Genomic DNA, 15946 nt, shown 5'->3' with positions numbered 1-15946 from the left:
CCCGTGGCCGTCCGGTACGAGGAGGAACCCATGGCCGACATCCGTTCGGGCTCCGCGGTGGGCCCGGGAGCCGGCTCCCGGGCCGCGACGGCAGCGGCCCTGATGGTGGGCTGGATCGCGCTGCTCTGGCTGCTGGAGGGCATCGACGTGGTGACCGGCCACGCCCTGGACCCGTACGGCATCAGCCCGCGCGACCCCGCCGAGCTGCGCGACGTCGTGCCCGCCGCCTTCCTGCACGGCAGCTGGGACCACCTGGCGTCCAACACCGTCCCCCTGCTGGTCCTCGGCTGGACGGCGGCGCTCGCGGGGGTCCGCCGGTTCCTCGGCGTGGTGGCGACGACCGTGCTGGTGAGCGGGGTCGGCGTCTGGCTGACCGCCCCGGCGGACACGGTCACGCTGGGGGCGTCCGGGGTGGTCTTCGGGCTCTTCGGGTACCTGCTGGTCCGGGGCTTCGTGGACCGCCGCGCGCTCGACGTCGTGGTCGGCGTCCTCGTCGCGGGCGTCTACGGCTCGATCGTCTGGGGCGTGCTGCCCACCGACTCCGGGATCAGCTGGCAGGCCCATCTCTTCGGGCTGATCGGCGGGGTGGGCGCGGCCTTCCTGTTCCGCCGGCCGCGCCGCCCCCCGTATCCGGGTGTCACGGCGTGAGGCCGCGCACCACCAGGTCGAGCAGGGTGCAGGCGAAGAGCGCCATGCCGATGAAGCCGTTGACCGAGAAGAACGCCCGGTTGAGGCGGGACAGGTCGTGCGGGCGGACCACCCGGTGCTCGTACACGAAGGCCACGGCGACGATCACCATGCCGATCCAGTAGAAGAGCTCCGCGTCGGTGGCGAGGCCGAACCAGACGAGCAGCCCGGTCGTGATCGCGTGGCAGACCCGGGCGCCCCAGAGCGCGGCCGGGATGCCGAAGCGGGCGGGAACCGAGAGCACGCCGTGCGCGCGGTCGGCGCGGACGTCCTGGCAGGCGAAGATCAGGTCGAAGCCACCGATCCAGACGCCGACGGCGAGCCCGAGGATGACCGCGTCCCACGACCAGCTGCCGGTCACCGCGAGCCAGGCACCGATCGGGCCCATGGCCTGCGCGATGCCGAGGATGGCGTGCGGGAAGTTCGTGAACCGCTTGCCGTACGGGTAGACCACCATCGGCACGACCGCGATCGGCGCGAGCGCGAGGCAGAGCGGGTTCAGGAGCGCCGCGGCGCCGAGGAAGAAGACCAGCGCGACCACGGCGCCCGTCCACGCGGAGCGTACGGACACCGCGCCGGTGACGATCTCACGGGTCGCGGTGCGCGGATTGCGCGCGTCGATCTCCCGGTCGATGATCCGGTTCGCGGCCATCGCGAAGGTCCGCAGGCCCACCATCGCCACCGTGACGAGCAGCAGCTCGACCCAGTGGATCGACTCGCTGACCTGGAACATCGCGATCAGCGCGGCGATGTACGCGAAGGGCAGCGCGAACACCGAGTGCTCGATCATCACCAGCCGCAGGAACGCCTTCACCTTGCTACTGGGCTGCGCCGGGCCGTGGCCCAGCGCTGCGTCTGCGGCAGTCACAGTCCGTATTCCTTCCAGCGGCGGTCGACCTTCGCCGCCGTCTCCGGGTCGGACTCGACCATCTCCGGCCAGCCTCCGTCCCGCGTGTACCCCTCCTCGGGCCACTTCCTCGTCGCGTCGATGCCCGCCTTGCCACCCCAGAACTGCTGGTAGGAGGCGTGGTCGAGGTGATCGACCGGCCCCTCGGCGACGGTCAGGTCCCGGGCGTAGTCGGTGTTGCCGAGCGCCCGCCAGGCCACTTCGTGCAGATCGTGGACGTCGCAGTCGGAGTCCACGACGACGATCAGCTTGGTCAGCGACATCATGTGGGCGCCCCAGATGGCACTCATCACCTTCTGGGCGTGCTTGGGGTACTTCTTGTCGATCGAAACGATCGCACAGTTGTGGAAGCCGCCGGCCTCGGGGAGGTGGTAGTCCACGATGTCCGGGACGATGATCTTCAGCAGCGGCAGGAAGAACCGTTCGGTGGCACGGCCCAGCGGCCCGTCCTCGGTGGGCGGGCGGCCGACCACGATCGACTGGAGCAGCGGACGCTTCCGCATGGTCACGCAGTCGATGGTCAGCGCGGGGAACGGTTCCTGCGGGGTGTAGAACCCGGTGTGGTCGCCGAAGGGCCCCTCGGGGAGCATCCTGCCCGGCTCCAGCCAGCCCTCGATGACGACCTCCGCGTTGGCCGGGACCTGGAGCGGCACGGTCTTGCAGTCGACCATCTCGATCCGCTTGCCCTGGACGAACCCGGCGAAGAGGTACTCGTCGATGTCCCCGGGCAGCGGTGCGGTGGACGCGTACGTCACGGCGGGCGGCGCCCCGAAGGCGATGGCCACCGGCAGCCGCTCGCCGCGCTTGGCGGCGACCTGGTAGTGGTTGCGGCTGTCCTTGTGGATCTGCCAGTGCATGCCGATGGTGCGGCGGTCATGGCGCTGGAGGCGGTAGAGCCCGAGGTTGCGGACGCCGGTCTCGGGGTGCTTGGTGTGGGTCAGCCCCAGGTTGAAGAAGGAGCCGCCGTCCTCGGGCCAGGTGAAGAGCGCGGGAAGCTGGTCCAGGTCCACGTCGTCACCGGTGAGGACGACCTCCTGGACGGGGGCGCTCTCCCCCTTCACCTTCTTCGGCGGTACGTGGATCATCGAGCCGAGCTTCCCGAACGCCTCGCGCACACCGATGAACCCGTGCGGCAGCTCCGGCTTCAGCAGCCCGCCGATCTTGTCGCTGATGTCCGAGTACGCCTTCAGCCCGAGCGCCTTCAGCAGCCGCCGGTCGGTGCCGTACACGTTCATGGCCAGGGGCATCGAGGACCCCTTGACGTTCTCGAAGAGCAGCGCGGGCCCGCCGGCCTTGTTCACGCGGTCGACGATCTCGCCGACTTCGAGGTACGGGTCGACCTCGGCCTTGATGCGCTTGAGATCGCCCTCACGTTCCAAGGCCCGGAGCAGGGAGCGAAGATCGTCGTAAGCCATGCCCACCAGTTTGTCATCCTCCCCGCACTCCCCCTCGGGCGCTCCCCCGCCGCCGCGCCGGGGCGGAACGGGGGGAACGCGGGTGCCCGCCGCACGCGGCAGCCGTAGCGTGTCCTGCGAATCCGCCGCCCCCAGGAGGAACGCATGGCGCCCCACCAGGTACCGCCCGGGATCATCGACTTCTACACCTCCGGCTACGACGAGTCCGCCCGTCTCGCCAAGAGCGCCGACGGGGTGCTGGAGCTGGTGCGGACCCGGGAACTGCTCCGCCGCCACCTGCCGCCCGCCCCGGCGAAGGTGCTCGACGTGGGCGGCGGCCCGGGTGCTCACGCGCGCTGGCTGGTGGAGGCGGGGTACGAGGTCCACCTCGTCGACCCGGTCGAGCGGCACGTCCGGGAGGCCCTGGAGACCGGGGCCACCGCCGAGCAGGGGGACGCGCGGGCGCTCCCGGCCGGGGACGCCGCCTACGACGTGGTGCTGCTGCTCGGTCCGCTCTACCACCTGACCGGCCCCGCCGACCGGAAGGCCGCCCTGGCGGAGGCCCGCCGGGTGGTCCGGCCGGGCGGGCCGGTCGCGGCGGCGGGCATCAACCGGTACGCCCCGCTCTTCGAGCACACCGCCTACGCCCACCTGCACCACCCCGCCATCGGGGAGAGCATCGTGGAGAGCCTGGCGACGGGGGTGTACGACGGCCGGCGCGGGTTCACCGAGGCGTACTTCCACACCCCGGAGGAACTGGTGGCCGAGCTGCGCGACTCCGGGTGCGAGGACCCGGTGGTGTACGGGATCGAGGGACCGGCCTGGTCGCTGCTGAAGGCGACGGAACAGCACACCGGGGAGTCGCTCGTGGGCTCGCCGCTGTTCGAGTCCGCGCTCGCCGCGGCCCGTCTGGCGGAGGCTCATCCGGGGCTTCTCGCCGCCAGTTCACATCTGCTCGCCGTGGGGTGTCATCCACAGCCGGTACCCTGACGCCTCACCGGGGGCCTTCACGCCCCACCGCCGTTCCCGGGGGGAATCCTCAACCATGTTCAGGGCTTTGATCTATCTCCTGCCGCTGGCGCTGACGATCTACGCCTTCATCGACTGCCTCAACACCCCGGAGGACGAGGCCAAGCACCTGCCGAAGGTCGCCTGGGTCTTCATCATCCTGCTGTTCTGGATCGTCGGTCCGATCGTCTGGCTGGCCGCGGGCAAGCTGCGGCACGCGCCCGCCGGAGGCCGTACGCCCTCCGAGTGGCACCGCAACCACCGCACCCAGTGGGTGGCGCCGGACGACAACCCGGAGTTCCTCCAGAGCCTCCGCGCGGAGAACAGGCGGGACGAGTCGCTCCTGAAGGACTGGGAGGCGGACCTGCGCCGCCGCGAGGACGAGCTCAAGCGCCGCGAGCGCGGTACCGGCCCCGACGAAGCACCGGGGACGCCTCCTCCGGCGACCGCCTGACCAGAGGTTCACGGCCGTCAGCCGTACGAAGCCCGCGCGGGCCGTCCGTCGGACCTGCGCGGGCTTCGGCGTTTCACGGGCTCAGCAGCCCGCCCAGACGCTCCAGCAGCGGCAGCAGCGCGGTGCGTTCCTCCGGGGTGAGCGCGTCCAGCGCGCCGTGCACCACGCGCATCTCGGCGCGTATCCGGTGCGCCAGCTCGGTGCCCTCCGGGGTGCGGGAGGCGACCTTGGAGCGGCGGTCGCCGGGGGCGGGGGTGCGGACGAGCAGGCCCCGGGCCTCCATACGGCCGACGAGCCCGGTGGCGTTGGACGCGTCGCAGACGAGGTGGCGGGCGAGGGCGCTCATCGGCATGGGGGCGTCGAGCGCGACGAGGGCGCGGGCCTGGGCGCTGCTCAGGCCGTGGCGGGCGGCGACGGCGGTGAGGTCGTCGGAATGTCCTCGCACGACGACGGCCAGGGGCTCCAGCAGGTCGTCCGGGGTGGGGACGGCGCGGGGTGCCGGTTCCGGGGGCATGGGGTGGTCATCCTTGGGCAGAGGCGCGGGAGCGAGCGGGGAGAGAGGCGCAGGGGCGGGCGGTGCGGACATCCACCGTACGCCGCGTTCCGATTATTTGACTTACTCAACTTCTGGTCGTTACATGAAATGTGTTGCTTGACGATGTCAACTTCCTGATATCGAGACGCCCCGCAGTAGGGAGCCCCCATGCCCGCCGAGTCCCCGGCCGACGTCGCCGCCCGCCTCCGCACCACCTTCCGCACCGGCCGTACGAAGGACCTGGCCTGGCGCACCCACCAGCTGGAGCGGCTGCGCGCCCTGCTCACCGAGCACGGCGACGAGCTGGCCGACGCGCTCCGCGCCGACCTCGGCAAGAGCCGCGCCGAGTCCTACCGGACCGAGATCGACTTCACCGTCCGGGAGATCGACCACACCCTGGAGCACCTCGAAGAGTGGCTGCGCCCCGAACCGGCCCCCGTGCACGCCGGGCTCGCCGCCGCCGGGGCCACCGCGCTCACGGTGCGCGACCCGCTCGGCGTCGTCCTGGTCATCGCCCCCTGGAACTACCCGGCGCAGCTGCTGCTCGCCCCGGTCGCGGGCGCGCTGGCGGGCGGCAACTGCGTGATCGCCAAGCCCAGCGAGCTGGCCCCCGCCACCTCCGCCGCCGTGGCCCGGCTGCTCCCCCGCTTCCTGGACACCGACGCGGTCGCCGTCGTCGAGGGCGCGGTGGAGGAGACGACAGCCCTGCTGGAGCAGCGCTTCGACCACATCTTCTACACCGGCAACGGCACGGTCGGCCGGATCGTGATGGCCGCCGCCGCGAAGCACCTCACCCCGGTGACGCTGGAGCTGGGCGGCAAGTCCCCGGTCTTCGTGGACCGGGGCACCGACCTCAGGACGGTCGCGCAGCGGCTCGCCTCGGGGAAGTTCCTCAACGCCGGCCAGACCTGCGTGGCCCCCGACTACGTCCTCACCGACCCGGAGACCGCCGCCGCCCTCGCGGACGCGCTCGCCGCCGCCGTCGAGGCGCAGTTCGGCACGGACCCCTCGGCCTCCCCGGAGTACGGCCGGATCATCAACGAGCGCCACTTCGACCGCCTGGTGCGCCTGCTGGACTCCGGCCGCACGGTCACCGGCGGCACCCACGACCGGGCCACGAAGTACATCGCGCCGACCGTGCTCGCCGGCGTCGCCCCGGACGCGCCGGTGATGGGCGAGGAGATCTTCGGCCCGGTGCTGCCGATCCTCACCGTGGCGGGCCTGGACGAGGCGATCGGCTTCATCAACGACCGGGACAAGCCGCTGGCGCTCTACGCCTTCACCGAGTCGGCCGAGACCCGCGAGCGGCTGCTGAACGAGACCTCCTCGGGCGGCGTCGGGATCGGCCTGCCGCTGGCCCACCTGACCGTCTCGGACCTGCCGTTCGGCGGGGTCGGCGAGAGCGGCATGGGCAGCTACCACGGCCCCTACTCGATCGACACCTTCACCCACCGCAAGGCCGTCCTGGACACCCCGCTCGGCTGATCCCCGGTACCGAAAAACGGCTGCCCGCTCCCCCCCGGAACGTACGGGAGGGGCGGGCGGCCGTTGCGCGTGGTGGGCGTCAGACCCCGGCGTAGGAGTGCTTGCCGGTGATGAAGATGTTGACGCCGTAGTAGTTGAACAGCCAGCAGCCGAAGGCGATGAGCGCCAGGTAGGCGGCCTTGCGGCCCTTCCACCCGGCGGTCGCGCGGGCGTGCAGGTAGCAGGCGTAGGCGACCCAGGTGATGAACGACCAGGTCTCCTTGGCGTCCCAGCCCCAGTAGCGGCCCCAGGCCTGGCCGGCCCAGATGGCGCCCGCGATGATCGTGAACGTCCAGAGCGGGAAGACGGCCGCGTTGGCGCGGTACGAGAACTTGTCGAGCGTCGCCGCCGAGGGCAGCCGGTCCAGGACGGACTGGGCGAACCGGCCCGGCGTCTCACCGTTCTCGACCTTCTTCTCGTAGCTGTCGCGGAAGAGGTAGAGCAGCGTGGCGACCGCGCCGAGGAAGAAGACCGCGCCGCAGATGATGGCGGTGGAGACGTGGATCCACAGCCAGTACGAGTGGAGCGCCGGCACCAGCTGGTCGCTGTCCGTGTAGAGCACGGTGGTGGCGATGCCGAGGTCCAGCAGGACCACGGTGACCAGCAGCAGACCCATCCAGCGGACGTTCTTCCGCAGCACGAGCAGGATCAGGTAGGCGGCGACGGCGACCGTGGAGAACGTGATCGAGAACTCGTACATGTTGCCCCAGGGGGCGCGCTCCACGGAGAGCGCGCGGGCAACGACGCCGCCCGCCTGCACGAGGAAGGCGAGCACGGTCATCGAGACCGCGATCCGGCCCCACAGGTCGCCCTGGAAGGTACCTCCGGAGGCACCGGGGCCGTCCGGGACGTCCCGGGTCCCGGCGGCGGACCGGGTGACCACCTTCGGGCGTTCCAGTACGGCGGTCGCACCGCCGGCCTTGGTGACCTGGACCTTCACCGAGGACTGGGCGGCGGCCCCGGCGTCGAGCGCGGCGGCCGTACGGCCGACCTTGCTGCGGCTGCCGAACACCCATTCCGCGATGTGCGCGAGGAAGGCCAGGGTGTAGACGGCCATCGACGAATAGATCAGCACATTGCTGGTGTGCGCCAGATTCTCGTTGGCGGCGGCGGCGAGATTCACTTCTCAGCCCCTTCGGCAGTTTCTGCGGCAGGTACGTCGGGACCGGGGCCGGGTTCGGCCGCGGAGTCGGTCTCCGGCCCCTGTTCGGGGCCGGGCTGCGGATCAGGTGCGGTCGGCGCCACGTCGTTCAGCGCCACCGCCAGGCCGAGCAGTTCCTCGGGCAGCTTCGCGGACTCGCTGCGGCCGAGTCCGGCCATCTCCACGACGGTCACCCCGTCGGCCCCGCGCACGGCCCGCACCCAGACGCGGCGGCGCTGGATGAAGAGCGAACCGGCGAGTCCGGCGATGGCGGCGATGGCCCCGCCGAGCGCCCAGCCGGCGGCGGGCCGCTCGGAGATCTGGAAGCTGGCCCACTCCTCGACACCGTCGAAGGTGATGGAGCCGGCACCGTCCGGGAGCCGCATGGTCTCGCCGGGCGCGAGCCGCTGCTTCAGGTCGTTGCCGTCCGCGTCCTTGAAGGGCTTCAGCTTGGACGTGTCGAGCTGGTAGACGTTCTGCGGGAGTCCGGAGTCGACGCCGAGGCTGCCGTGCAGCGCGTTGAGCGCCAGCACCGGGTTCTCCGCGCCGGGGAACTGCGAGAGCATCGTCCCGCTGCCCGCGCCGGCGAAGGTCGGTACGAAGAACGCGTTGAAACCGAGCTGGTCCCGCTTGCCGTTCTTGTCCTTGTAGCCGTCCATGACCTTGATGGCACCGGACGAGGTGATGTTGGCGTCGCGCGGCAGCAGCGGCACGGCGGCCTTGAAGATCTGCTTGCCCTTGCCGTCCCTGACGGTGACGACCGGGGCGTAGCCGTGCGAGATCAGGAAGATCTTGGTTCCGTCGATCACCAAGGGCTCGTTGACCTTGATGACGCCCTTCTTGTCCTTGCCGTACGCGCCCTCGGCGTACGTCACCCGCGCCTCGAAGGTACGGGCCGTGCCCCGCTGGGGGCCGGTCTTCTCGTACGTGCCGACGAAGTCGTCGAGGGTGAAGCTGAACGGCGCGAGCGAGTCGCTGTCGTACAGCGATCCGCTGTCGAAGTCGTCGTACTGCGTCATCGTGTTGGCGAAACCGTCGCCCTCGGTGACGAGCTTGCCGCCCTGGAAGTGGAAGAGCGCGCCGACCGCGAAGGCCACCAGCATCACGATGAGCGCGACGTGGAAGACCAGGTTGCCGGCCTCGCGGAGATACCCCTTCTCCGCCGCGACGGCGTCGCCCTCCGCCTGGGTGCGGAACCGCCGCTTGCGCAGCAGCGCGAGCGCGGCCTCGCGGACCTGCTCGGGCTCGGCCTCCGTACGCCAGGTCGTGTACGCGGGCAGCCGGGTGAGGCGCTTCGGGGCGTGCGGCGGGCGGCTGCGCAGCTGGCCCACGAACTGGACGCTGCGCGGCAGGATGCAGCCGATGAGCGAGACGAACAGCAGGATGTAGATCGCGGAGAACCACACCGAGCTGTAGACGTCGAAGAGCTGGAGCTTCTCGTAGACCGGGGTGACCGTGGTGTGCGCGTTCTTGAACGTCAGCACCTTCAGCTGGTCCACGCTGTTCTGCGGGATCAGCGAGCCGGGGATGGCGCCGAGCGACAGCAGGAAGAGCAGGATCAGCGCGATCCGCATCGAGGTGAGCTGGCGCCAGAACCAGCGGATCCAGCCGATGACGCCCATGGCGGGCAGCCCGGCCTCGCGGTCGGCACGCTCCTCCACGGGTGCGGTGGAGAGCTGCGCCCCGGCGTCGCCGAGCTCCCGGGTGTCCTGCTCGTCGGCGCGCGCGGCGTCGCGCTCGTCAGTGGTGTTCAGCTTGCTCAATGGAACTCAGATCCCCACAGTGAAACCGTCGGACCAGCCCTGCACGTCCTGCATGAACGTGGCCCACAGCCCCGTCAGCAGAAGGATGCCGGTCGCGATCATCATGACGCCCCCGATGCGCATGACCCATGCGTAGTGGCGCTTGACCCAGCCGAATGCTCCCAGCGCCTTACGGAAGGCGACGGCGGCGAGGACGAACGGGACACCGAGTCCCAGACAGTACGCGACGGTCAGAAGTGCCCCGCGCTCGGCGGTGCCCTGATCGAAGGCGAGCATGGACACCGTGCTCAGCGTGGGGCCGAGGCAGGGGGTCCATCCGATCCCGAAGAGGGCGCCCAGCAGCGGCGCGCCCCACAGCCCGGTGACCGGTCTGCGGTGGATGCGGAACTCGCGCTGGGTCATCCACGGCATCAGCCCCATGAAGAAGACCCCCATGAGGATCATCAGCACGCCGAGGACCTTCTGGAGGCTCTCGCTGTGTTCCTGGAGGTTGCGGCCGAAGTAGCCGAAGAGCGCGCCGCCCGACACGAACACGGCGGTGAAGCCGAGCACGAAGAGGGAGGCGCCCCCCACGATCCGGCCCCGCCGGGCGTTCGCCAGGTCGGTGCCGCTGACGCCGGTGACGTAGCTCAGGTAGCCGGGGACCAGCGGCAGGACGCAGGGCGAGAAGAACGAGACGAGACCGCCGAGCAGCGCGATCGGCACGGCGGCCAGCAGCGCACCGTTGAAGACCGTCTCGTTGTACGTGGCGGCGGCGAGGGTGGTCACCGGGTCACTTCTCCGCGATCAGCGGGTCGATCATCTTGTGCAGCTGTTCCGCGTCGAGCGCCTGGAGGGTGCGGGCGGCGATGCGCCCCTCGCGGTCGATGACCACGGTCGACGGGATCGTCTGCGGGTTCAGGGTGCCCTTGGGGAAGCGGAGGATGAGCTTGCCGACCGGGTCGTAGAGGCTCGGGTACGTGATGTCCGCGTCCGCCTCGAAGTTCAGCGCGGCGTCCTTCTGGGTGTCGCGGGTGTTGATCCCCACGAACTGGACGCCCTGGCCGGTGGTCTCCTTGGAGACAGCGGCGAAGTGCTTCGCCTCCGCCCGGCAGGGGCCGCACCACGATCCCCAGACGTTCACGACGACGACCTTGCCCTTGTAGGCGGCGACGTCGAGCTTCTTGCCCTCCAGCGTGGTGCCGTCGAGCACCGGGGCGGCCCGGCGGTCCTTCAGGGCCACGGTCGAGATACCGCCGCTGCCGGTGACGAAGTTGGTGTCACCGCCCCCGCCCGACTTGATGTCGTCCCCGCCGCAGGCGGACAGGGTCAGGGCACCGGCCACGACGGCGGTCGTGGCGGCGAGCAGGGTGAAGCGGCGTCGGGGTGCGCGGCCATGGCTCATGTGAAAAGTTTCGCATGGCAGATCCGGAGATCTTGGGCACCCCCCTCGGTGCCCGTAAAGCCCCTTGTCAGGCCTGCTTAAAGAAAGCGTTCCAGCCACCTGCGGGCGCCTGACCGACCTCCAGCGTACGGAGCTTCGCCAGAACTGCCGGGTCCTGGACGTCCAGCCAGTCCACGAACTGGCGGAACGAGACGAGCCGTACGTCCGGCTGTCCGGCGACCTCCTTGATCACTTCCTCCACGGCGTCCATGTAGATGCCGCCGTTCCACTCCTCGAAGTGATTCCCGATGAAGAACGGTGCGCGATTCGACTCGTACGCCCTGCGGAATCCGGCAAGATAGGAACTGGCCGCCTGCTCACGCCATTCCGGATAACGCGAGGGCATGCCCCGGGTCGAATTCTGCGACTGGTTGGCGAGGATGTTGTAGTCCATGGAGAGGACTTCGAAGGTGTGGCCGGGGAACGGGATTCCCTGGAGCGGGAGATCCCATACGCCGAGCCGCTTCTCCGGCCACATCTGCACCCCGCCCGGCGAACTCGCGTCGTAGCGCCAGCCGAGCCTGCTCGCGGTCGGCAGCAGGTTCTCCTGACCGAGAAGGCAGGGAGTGCGTCCGCCGACGAGTTCCTTGCGGTAGTCGAAAGGCAGCGGTTCGACTTTCTCCCAGCCGCTGTTGGTGCGCCATTGCGTCACGAAGGAGACGGCCTGATTGATCTCGCTGTGCCACTGCGCGGGGGTCCAGTTCTCCACCGACCCTCCACCGGCACAGAAATGGCCGTTGAAATGGGTGCCGATCTCGTGGCCGTCGAGCCATGCCTCGCGCACGTACCGCAGCGTCTGCCGGACGTGGTCGTCGGTGAGATAGCCGATGTCGGAGGCGCCGCGCGGATTGTTGGGCGGCTGGTAGAGCGATTTCTTCGACTCGGGCAGCAGATAGATGCCGGAGAGGAAGAAGGTCATCGCGGCGTCGTGTTCCCGGGCGAGTTCGAGGAAGCGCGGGAAAAGGCCGTTGCCGACCTCGCCCGCCCCGTCCCAGGAAAAGATCACGAACTGCGGGGGAGTCTGGCCGGGTTCGAGCGGGACGGGCGCGTCGGGCTGTTTCGGCTGCCTTCCGGTGTCGGAGGTGGAACCGTCTCCGATCAGCCGTACGCCGCTGTTCGCGGCCCCCTTGCCGTGCTCTTTCTCTCCGCCGGCGTGCGCGCCGTGGTCGGGAGCCGTACCGGCGGCGCCCCCGGAGCTCTTCCCGGGCCCCTGGTGCGCCCCGCTCCCGGAACCGAGTGAGCCGCAGCCCGCGATTCCCGCGGCGGCCGCGGCTCCCAGACCCGCTCCCAGCAGTCCCCTCCGGTTGATGTTGTTCGCATGTTTCTGGTTCACGTCCACGTCCCCATCGACGGTCCTTTTGTCTCATGTCCATACAAACTGCCTATGGCTGAGATGGAAGGAGCGACGCGATGGTTCCTATGATTATCCGATTTTCACCACACGACCGGACCCTCACCGGGTCTCCACACCGGCTCCTCTTGTGCGGGACGGCCCCGAGGCCTTTCGGCCATCCACCCGGGGGCCGCGCGGGCTGACAACGGCGCCGCAGGGGTGGCACAGTGGAGCGATGTTCCCGCGCCGGCCGTCGTCCCCCCAAGAAGTGGCCCGTACCGCGTCCGAGGTGACGAGTCTGCTCGCGGTTCTCTGGGGAAGAGCCCAGGCGAAGACTCCGGCGGGTCCCACCTCCCCGTCCCAGTTGCGCGCGCTGCTGGCGATCGAGCGCCGCGAGGGCGGCAACATGCGGGCCCTGGGCGAGGCGCTGGGGTCGACCCCGCCCGCGACGAGCCGTCTCTGCGACCGGCTGGAAGCGGCCGGCCTCGTCGAGCGGCGCCTGAGTCCGGCCAGCCGCCGGGAGATAGAGCTGCACCTCAGCCGGCCCGGCCGGGCGCTGCTGGAGGAGATCAGGGCCGGCCAGGTGCGGGAGGTGTCCCTGGTGCTCGCGGCGATGGAGCCCGAAGCGGCCGAAGCACTGCGCGAGGGGCTCGCGGCGTTCCGGGACGCCGCCGCCGAGGTCATCGACGGGGAGAGATACGAGCCGGACGCACCCGCCTGGCTGGCCAACCCGGCCTGAGACCGCCCGGGACCACCCGGAGCCGCCCGGGGGACCTCCCGCGGAAGGCGACCGGCGAACGGCACCACTCCCGCCCCGCGGAAACACCGCCCCGTCCGGGCCCGGCGGGCCCTCCCCCCGGCGCCGTGGCGGGACAGGGAATGCACCGATTCATCCCGCACCGCCCCGACCAGGGATGTTTCCTTCCTGCAATTGTTGTCAGTGAACAACTATTACCTCTAGTCTCGTCGCGGTCGCATCGTGCGGCCCCATGGCCGGCCGGTCCATGGTGAGAGGAGGCACAGCGCCTTGGGCACCCTGCCCCCCACCGTCCTCGCACCTCGTGACGGCAGTTCTCCCGAGCCGTCGCGCACCGGCACCGCCGCGCCCCGTACCGCAGCCCTCCCCGCCGGCCGCACCGGCGAGGCCCCGGGCTTCGACCTGTGGAGCGGCGACGGGCCCAGCGTCCTGCTGATCGAGGACGACCCCGGGGACGCCCTGCTGGTCGAGGAGATGGTCGCCGACAGCGGCGTCGCCATCGACCTGTCCTGGGCGCGGACCCTCGCGGAGGCGCTCGACGCCCTCGACCGGGACACCCCTCAGTGCGTCCTGCTCGACCTCCACCTGCCCGACTCCCAGGGACTCGGCGCGCTGGAGACGATCCTCTCCCGCTCGCCGGACACGGCCGTCGTCGTCCTGACCGGGCTCGCCCAGGAGGACTCCGGCCTCGCCGCGGTCTCCGGCGGCGCCCAGGACTACCTGATCAAGGGCCGCCTCGACGCCGAGCTCTTCGTACGGGCCATCCGCTACGCGATACAGCGCAAGCGCGCCGAGCGCGCCGCCGCCGACCTCCGGGAGAGCCGGCTGCTCGCCGCGGAAAACAGCCGGGTCGAACGCGGCCTGCTGCCCACCCCGCTGCTCCTCGACGACACCGCCCAGGTCTGCTCCCGCTACCGCCCCGGCCGCGCGCAGACGCTGCTCGGCGGCGACTTCTACGACGTCGTCCAGACACCCGACGGCACCACGCACGCGGTCGTCGGCGACGTCTCCGGCCACGGACCCGACGAGGCCGCCCTCGGGGTGTGCCTGCGGGTCGCGTGGCGCTCCTTCATCCTCTCCGGGGCGCGCGGCCAGCGGCTGCTGGACCTGCTGGAACAGATGCTGGTCGCCGAGCGCTCCGGTCCCGAGATCTTCGCCACCCTCACCACGCTCAGCCGGGCGGCCGGCACTCCGCACGTGGAGGTCATGCGCGCCGGCCACCCGGGGCTCCTGGTGCGTCCGCCGGACGGCCCGGTCCGCCTGGAGGAGGTGCCGGGCGGCCCCATACTGGGCCTGCTGCCCGGCCGCGCGCACTGGCCGGTGACCGTCCTGGCGGCGCCCCGGGGGACGCGGCTCGCGCTCTTCACCGACGGCCTCATCGAAGGCCGCACCGGCAAGGGGTACGAACGCCTCGGGGAGGAGGGCCTCGTGGAGATCGCGCGGGAGTACGCCCACCACCTGCCGGCCGACGACTTCGTGGACGCGGTCGTCCAGCGGTGCGAGGAGCTCGCCGCCGACAGCGGCGGACTCGCCGACGACGTGGCCGTACTCCACCTCGGCTGGACGGACACCGCGTGAGGGCGACGCCCGTGCCGCCGGCGCTCCGCCCCGCCCGTACCCGCTGACGCGCAGGCTCCGGCCGCCGCTCCCCCGCTCCGCCGTCGGAGGGGCGCGGCGCGAAGGGCCCGGCACCGGCCCGCCGGACACCCCCTGGTCCCGTTACTCTGCTCGCCCCCGAGCAGCACCCTGGTGAAGAAAGCCGACCAACTGTGACGAACTACCTGGCCGTGGAACGCGCCCTGCGTACCGCCGCGCCGCACGCCCTGGTGGAGGCAGCGCGCGCCGCACTCGCCGAGCACTACGGCGCCACGGACATCGAGCTGCTGATGGCCGACTACAGCCTGACGGTGCTCCAGCCGGTCGACGCCCCGGCTCGCCCGGAGGGCCCGGTACCGGTGAACGGCAGCCCGGAGGGCCGCGCCTTCGGCAGCCAGACGCCGTACGAGCGCACCGCCCCGGGGCGGGACGACTCGGTCGTACTGCACCTGCCGGTGACCGTCCGGGGCGACCGCCTCGGCATCCTCGACGTGACGCTCCCCCGGCACCGGCGCACGACCGCCGCCGTCCACGACCTCACCGAGATCGCCCAGCTCCTCGGCCACGAGATCATCGTCGCCGAGCGGGACACCGACCTCTATCTCCAGGCCCGCCGGGTCAACCGGCTGACCCTCGCCGCCGAGATGCAGTGGCAGCTCCTGCCCGCCCGGGCGTGTTCGCGGCCCGAGTACGCCATAGGCGCCCAGCTGGAACCGGCGTACGCCATCCACGGCGACAACTTCGACTGGTCCACCACCGCCGACACCCTCACCCTCACCGTCACCAACGGCATGGGCGAGGGCATCGAGGCGTCACTCCTCACCAACCTGGCCGTGAACGCCCTGCGCAACGCCCGCCGGGCCGGCATCGGCATAGCGGACCAGGCGGCCCTCGCCGACCAGGCGCTGTACGCCGAGTACCGGGGCGCGTCCCACGTGTCGACACTGCTGCTCACCTTCGAACTCGCCACCGGCAACGTCCAGGTGGTGGACGCCGGGTCGCCGCAGCTCTGGCGCAGACGCGGCAGGACCGTGGAACGCATCGATCTGGAGGCGCAGCTGCCGCTCGGCATGTTCGACGAGACCGCCTACGTCGTCCAGGAGTTCCAGGTCCTGCCGGGAGACCGGCTGGTCTTCGTCAGCGACGGCGTCTACGCGGCGGACAACCGTGCCGGAGAGTCGTACGGCGAACGGGCGCTCGCCCGGGCCATCCAGGCGGCCGGCCTGCTGCACGCACCGTCCGTACCGAGGGCCGTGCTGCTGGCCCTGGCCGAGCACCGCGACGCGGAGCCGGAGGACGACGCCCTGGTCGTCTGCCTCGACTGGTTCGGCGCGAAGGGCGGCCCCGAGGGCTGACCGGCCCCGCCCGGAACGAACGATCCCGGGGGCGGGCCACCTGGCGTGGCCCGCCCCCGGGATCAGTGC

The 15946-nt window shown here is 71.1% G+C and carries 15 protein-coding genes; 7 read left to right on the top strand and 8 right to left on the bottom strand.

The features are described from left to right. Nucleotides 1-30: 30 nt before the first annotated feature. Nucleotides 31-648, top strand: coding sequence for a rhomboid family intramembrane serine protease (locus ACWCSV_RS19260; RefSeq protein WP_451143687.1), 618 nt, complete (start codon nt 31-33; stop codon nt 646-648). Here ACWCSV_RS19260 and mqnP read toward each other — a convergent pair. Next, nucleotides 638-1555 carry a menaquinone biosynthesis prenyltransferase MqnP gene (gene mqnP, locus ACWCSV_RS19255; protein ID WP_451143685.1) on the bottom strand — a complete coding sequence of 306 codons (918 nt, stop codon included), beginning with the start codon at nt 1553-1555 and terminating at the stop codon, nt 638-640. The two genes, ACWCSV_RS19260 and mqnP, sit on opposite strands and share 11 nt — an antisense overlap. After that, nucleotides 1552-3009 carry a menaquinone biosynthesis decarboxylase gene (locus ACWCSV_RS19250; protein WP_451143683.1) on the bottom strand — a complete coding sequence of 486 codons (1458 nt, stop codon included), beginning with the start codon at nt 3007-3009 and terminating at the stop codon, nt 1552-1554. The genes mqnP and ACWCSV_RS19250 overlap by 4 nt, the downstream gene beginning before the upstream one ends. Before the next feature lie 144 nt (nt 3010-3153). On the opposite strand from ACWCSV_RS19250, the gene ACWCSV_RS19245 reads away from it, so the two are divergent. Beyond that, nucleotides 3154-3978, top strand: a complete 825-nt coding sequence (locus tag ACWCSV_RS19245) for a class I SAM-dependent methyltransferase (protein ID WP_451143681.1) — start codon at nt 3154-3156, stop codon at nt 3976-3978. 55 nt (nt 3979-4033) lie between these two features. After that, nucleotides 4034-4450: a PLD nuclease N-terminal domain-containing protein gene (locus ACWCSV_RS19240; RefSeq protein WP_390965317.1), complete on the top strand. Its 417-nt coding sequence runs from the start codon at nt 4034-4036 to the stop codon at nt 4448-4450. 73 nt (nt 4451-4523) lie between these two features. Here ACWCSV_RS19240 and ACWCSV_RS19235 read toward each other — a convergent pair whose 3' ends face one another. Beyond that, a complete protein-coding gene (locus tag ACWCSV_RS19235; protein WP_451143679.1) occupies nt 4524-4964 on the bottom strand; it encodes a MarR family winged helix-turn-helix transcriptional regulator in 441 nt (146 codons plus the stop codon). Nucleotides 4965-5153: 189 nt separating this feature from the next. Here ACWCSV_RS19235 and ACWCSV_RS19230 point away from each other — a divergent pair, with 189 nt between their 5' ends. Beyond that, nucleotides 5154-6470: an aldehyde dehydrogenase family protein gene (locus tag ACWCSV_RS19230; RefSeq protein ID WP_451143677.1), complete on the top strand. Its 1317-nt coding sequence runs from the start codon at nt 5154-5156 to the stop codon at nt 6468-6470. A 79-nt stretch (nt 6471-6549) separates the two neighbouring features. Here the strand turns inward: ACWCSV_RS19230 and ccsB are convergent, their stop codons facing one another. The 5 genes from ccsB to ACWCSV_RS19205 form a co-directional block, all read right to left on the bottom strand. After that, nucleotides 6550-7632, bottom strand: a complete 1083-nt coding sequence (gene ccsB / locus ACWCSV_RS19225) for a c-type cytochrome biogenesis protein CcsB (protein WP_451143675.1) — start codon at nt 7630-7632, stop codon at nt 6550-6552. Next, entirely contained in the window at nt 7629-9413 is a 1785-nt protein-coding gene (gene resB, locus ACWCSV_RS19220) for a cytochrome c biogenesis protein ResB (protein ID WP_451143673.1), read from the bottom strand. Before resB ends, ccsB begins: the two co-directional genes overlap by 4 nt. A gap of 6 nt (nt 9414-9419) precedes the next feature. Next, entirely contained in the window at nt 9420-10181 is a 762-nt protein-coding gene (locus ACWCSV_RS19215; protein ID WP_451143671.1) for a cytochrome c biogenesis CcdA family protein, read from the bottom strand. Nucleotides 10182-10185: 4 nt separating this feature from the next. Next, nucleotides 10186-10797, bottom strand: a complete 612-nt coding sequence (locus ACWCSV_RS19210) for a TlpA family protein disulfide reductase (RefSeq protein ID WP_451143669.1) — start codon at nt 10795-10797, stop codon at nt 10186-10188. 67 nt (nt 10798-10864) lie between these two features. After that, nucleotides 10865-12169: a hypothetical protein gene (locus ACWCSV_RS19205; RefSeq protein WP_451143667.1), complete on the bottom strand. Its 1305-nt coding sequence runs from the start codon at nt 12167-12169 to the stop codon at nt 10865-10867. Nucleotides 12170-12404: 235 nt separating this feature from the next. On the opposite strand from ACWCSV_RS19205, the gene ACWCSV_RS19200 reads away from it, so the two are divergent. The 3 genes from ACWCSV_RS19200 (at nt 12405) to ACWCSV_RS19190 (ending at nt 15877) form a co-directional block, all read left to right on the top strand. Continuing rightward, complete coding sequence (locus ACWCSV_RS19200) at nt 12405-12908, top strand: MarR family winged helix-turn-helix transcriptional regulator (RefSeq protein ID WP_451143665.1); 504 nt, start codon at nt 12405-12407, stop codon at nt 12906-12908. 288 nt (nt 12909-13196) lie between these two features. Beyond that, entirely contained in the window at nt 13197-14504 is a 1308-nt protein-coding gene (locus tag ACWCSV_RS19195; protein ID WP_451143663.1) for a PP2C family protein-serine/threonine phosphatase, read from the top strand. Between the two features lie 191 nt (nt 14505-14695). Next, a complete protein-coding gene (locus ACWCSV_RS19190; protein WP_451143661.1) occupies nt 14696-15877 on the top strand; it encodes a PP2C family protein-serine/threonine phosphatase in 1182 nt (393 codons plus the stop codon). Nucleotides 15878-15946: the final 69 nt, after the last annotated feature.

It is taken from the genome of Streptomyces sp. NPDC001770 (assembly GCF_053596135.1).
This window is presented reverse-complemented; position numbering and strand designations above follow the sequence as displayed.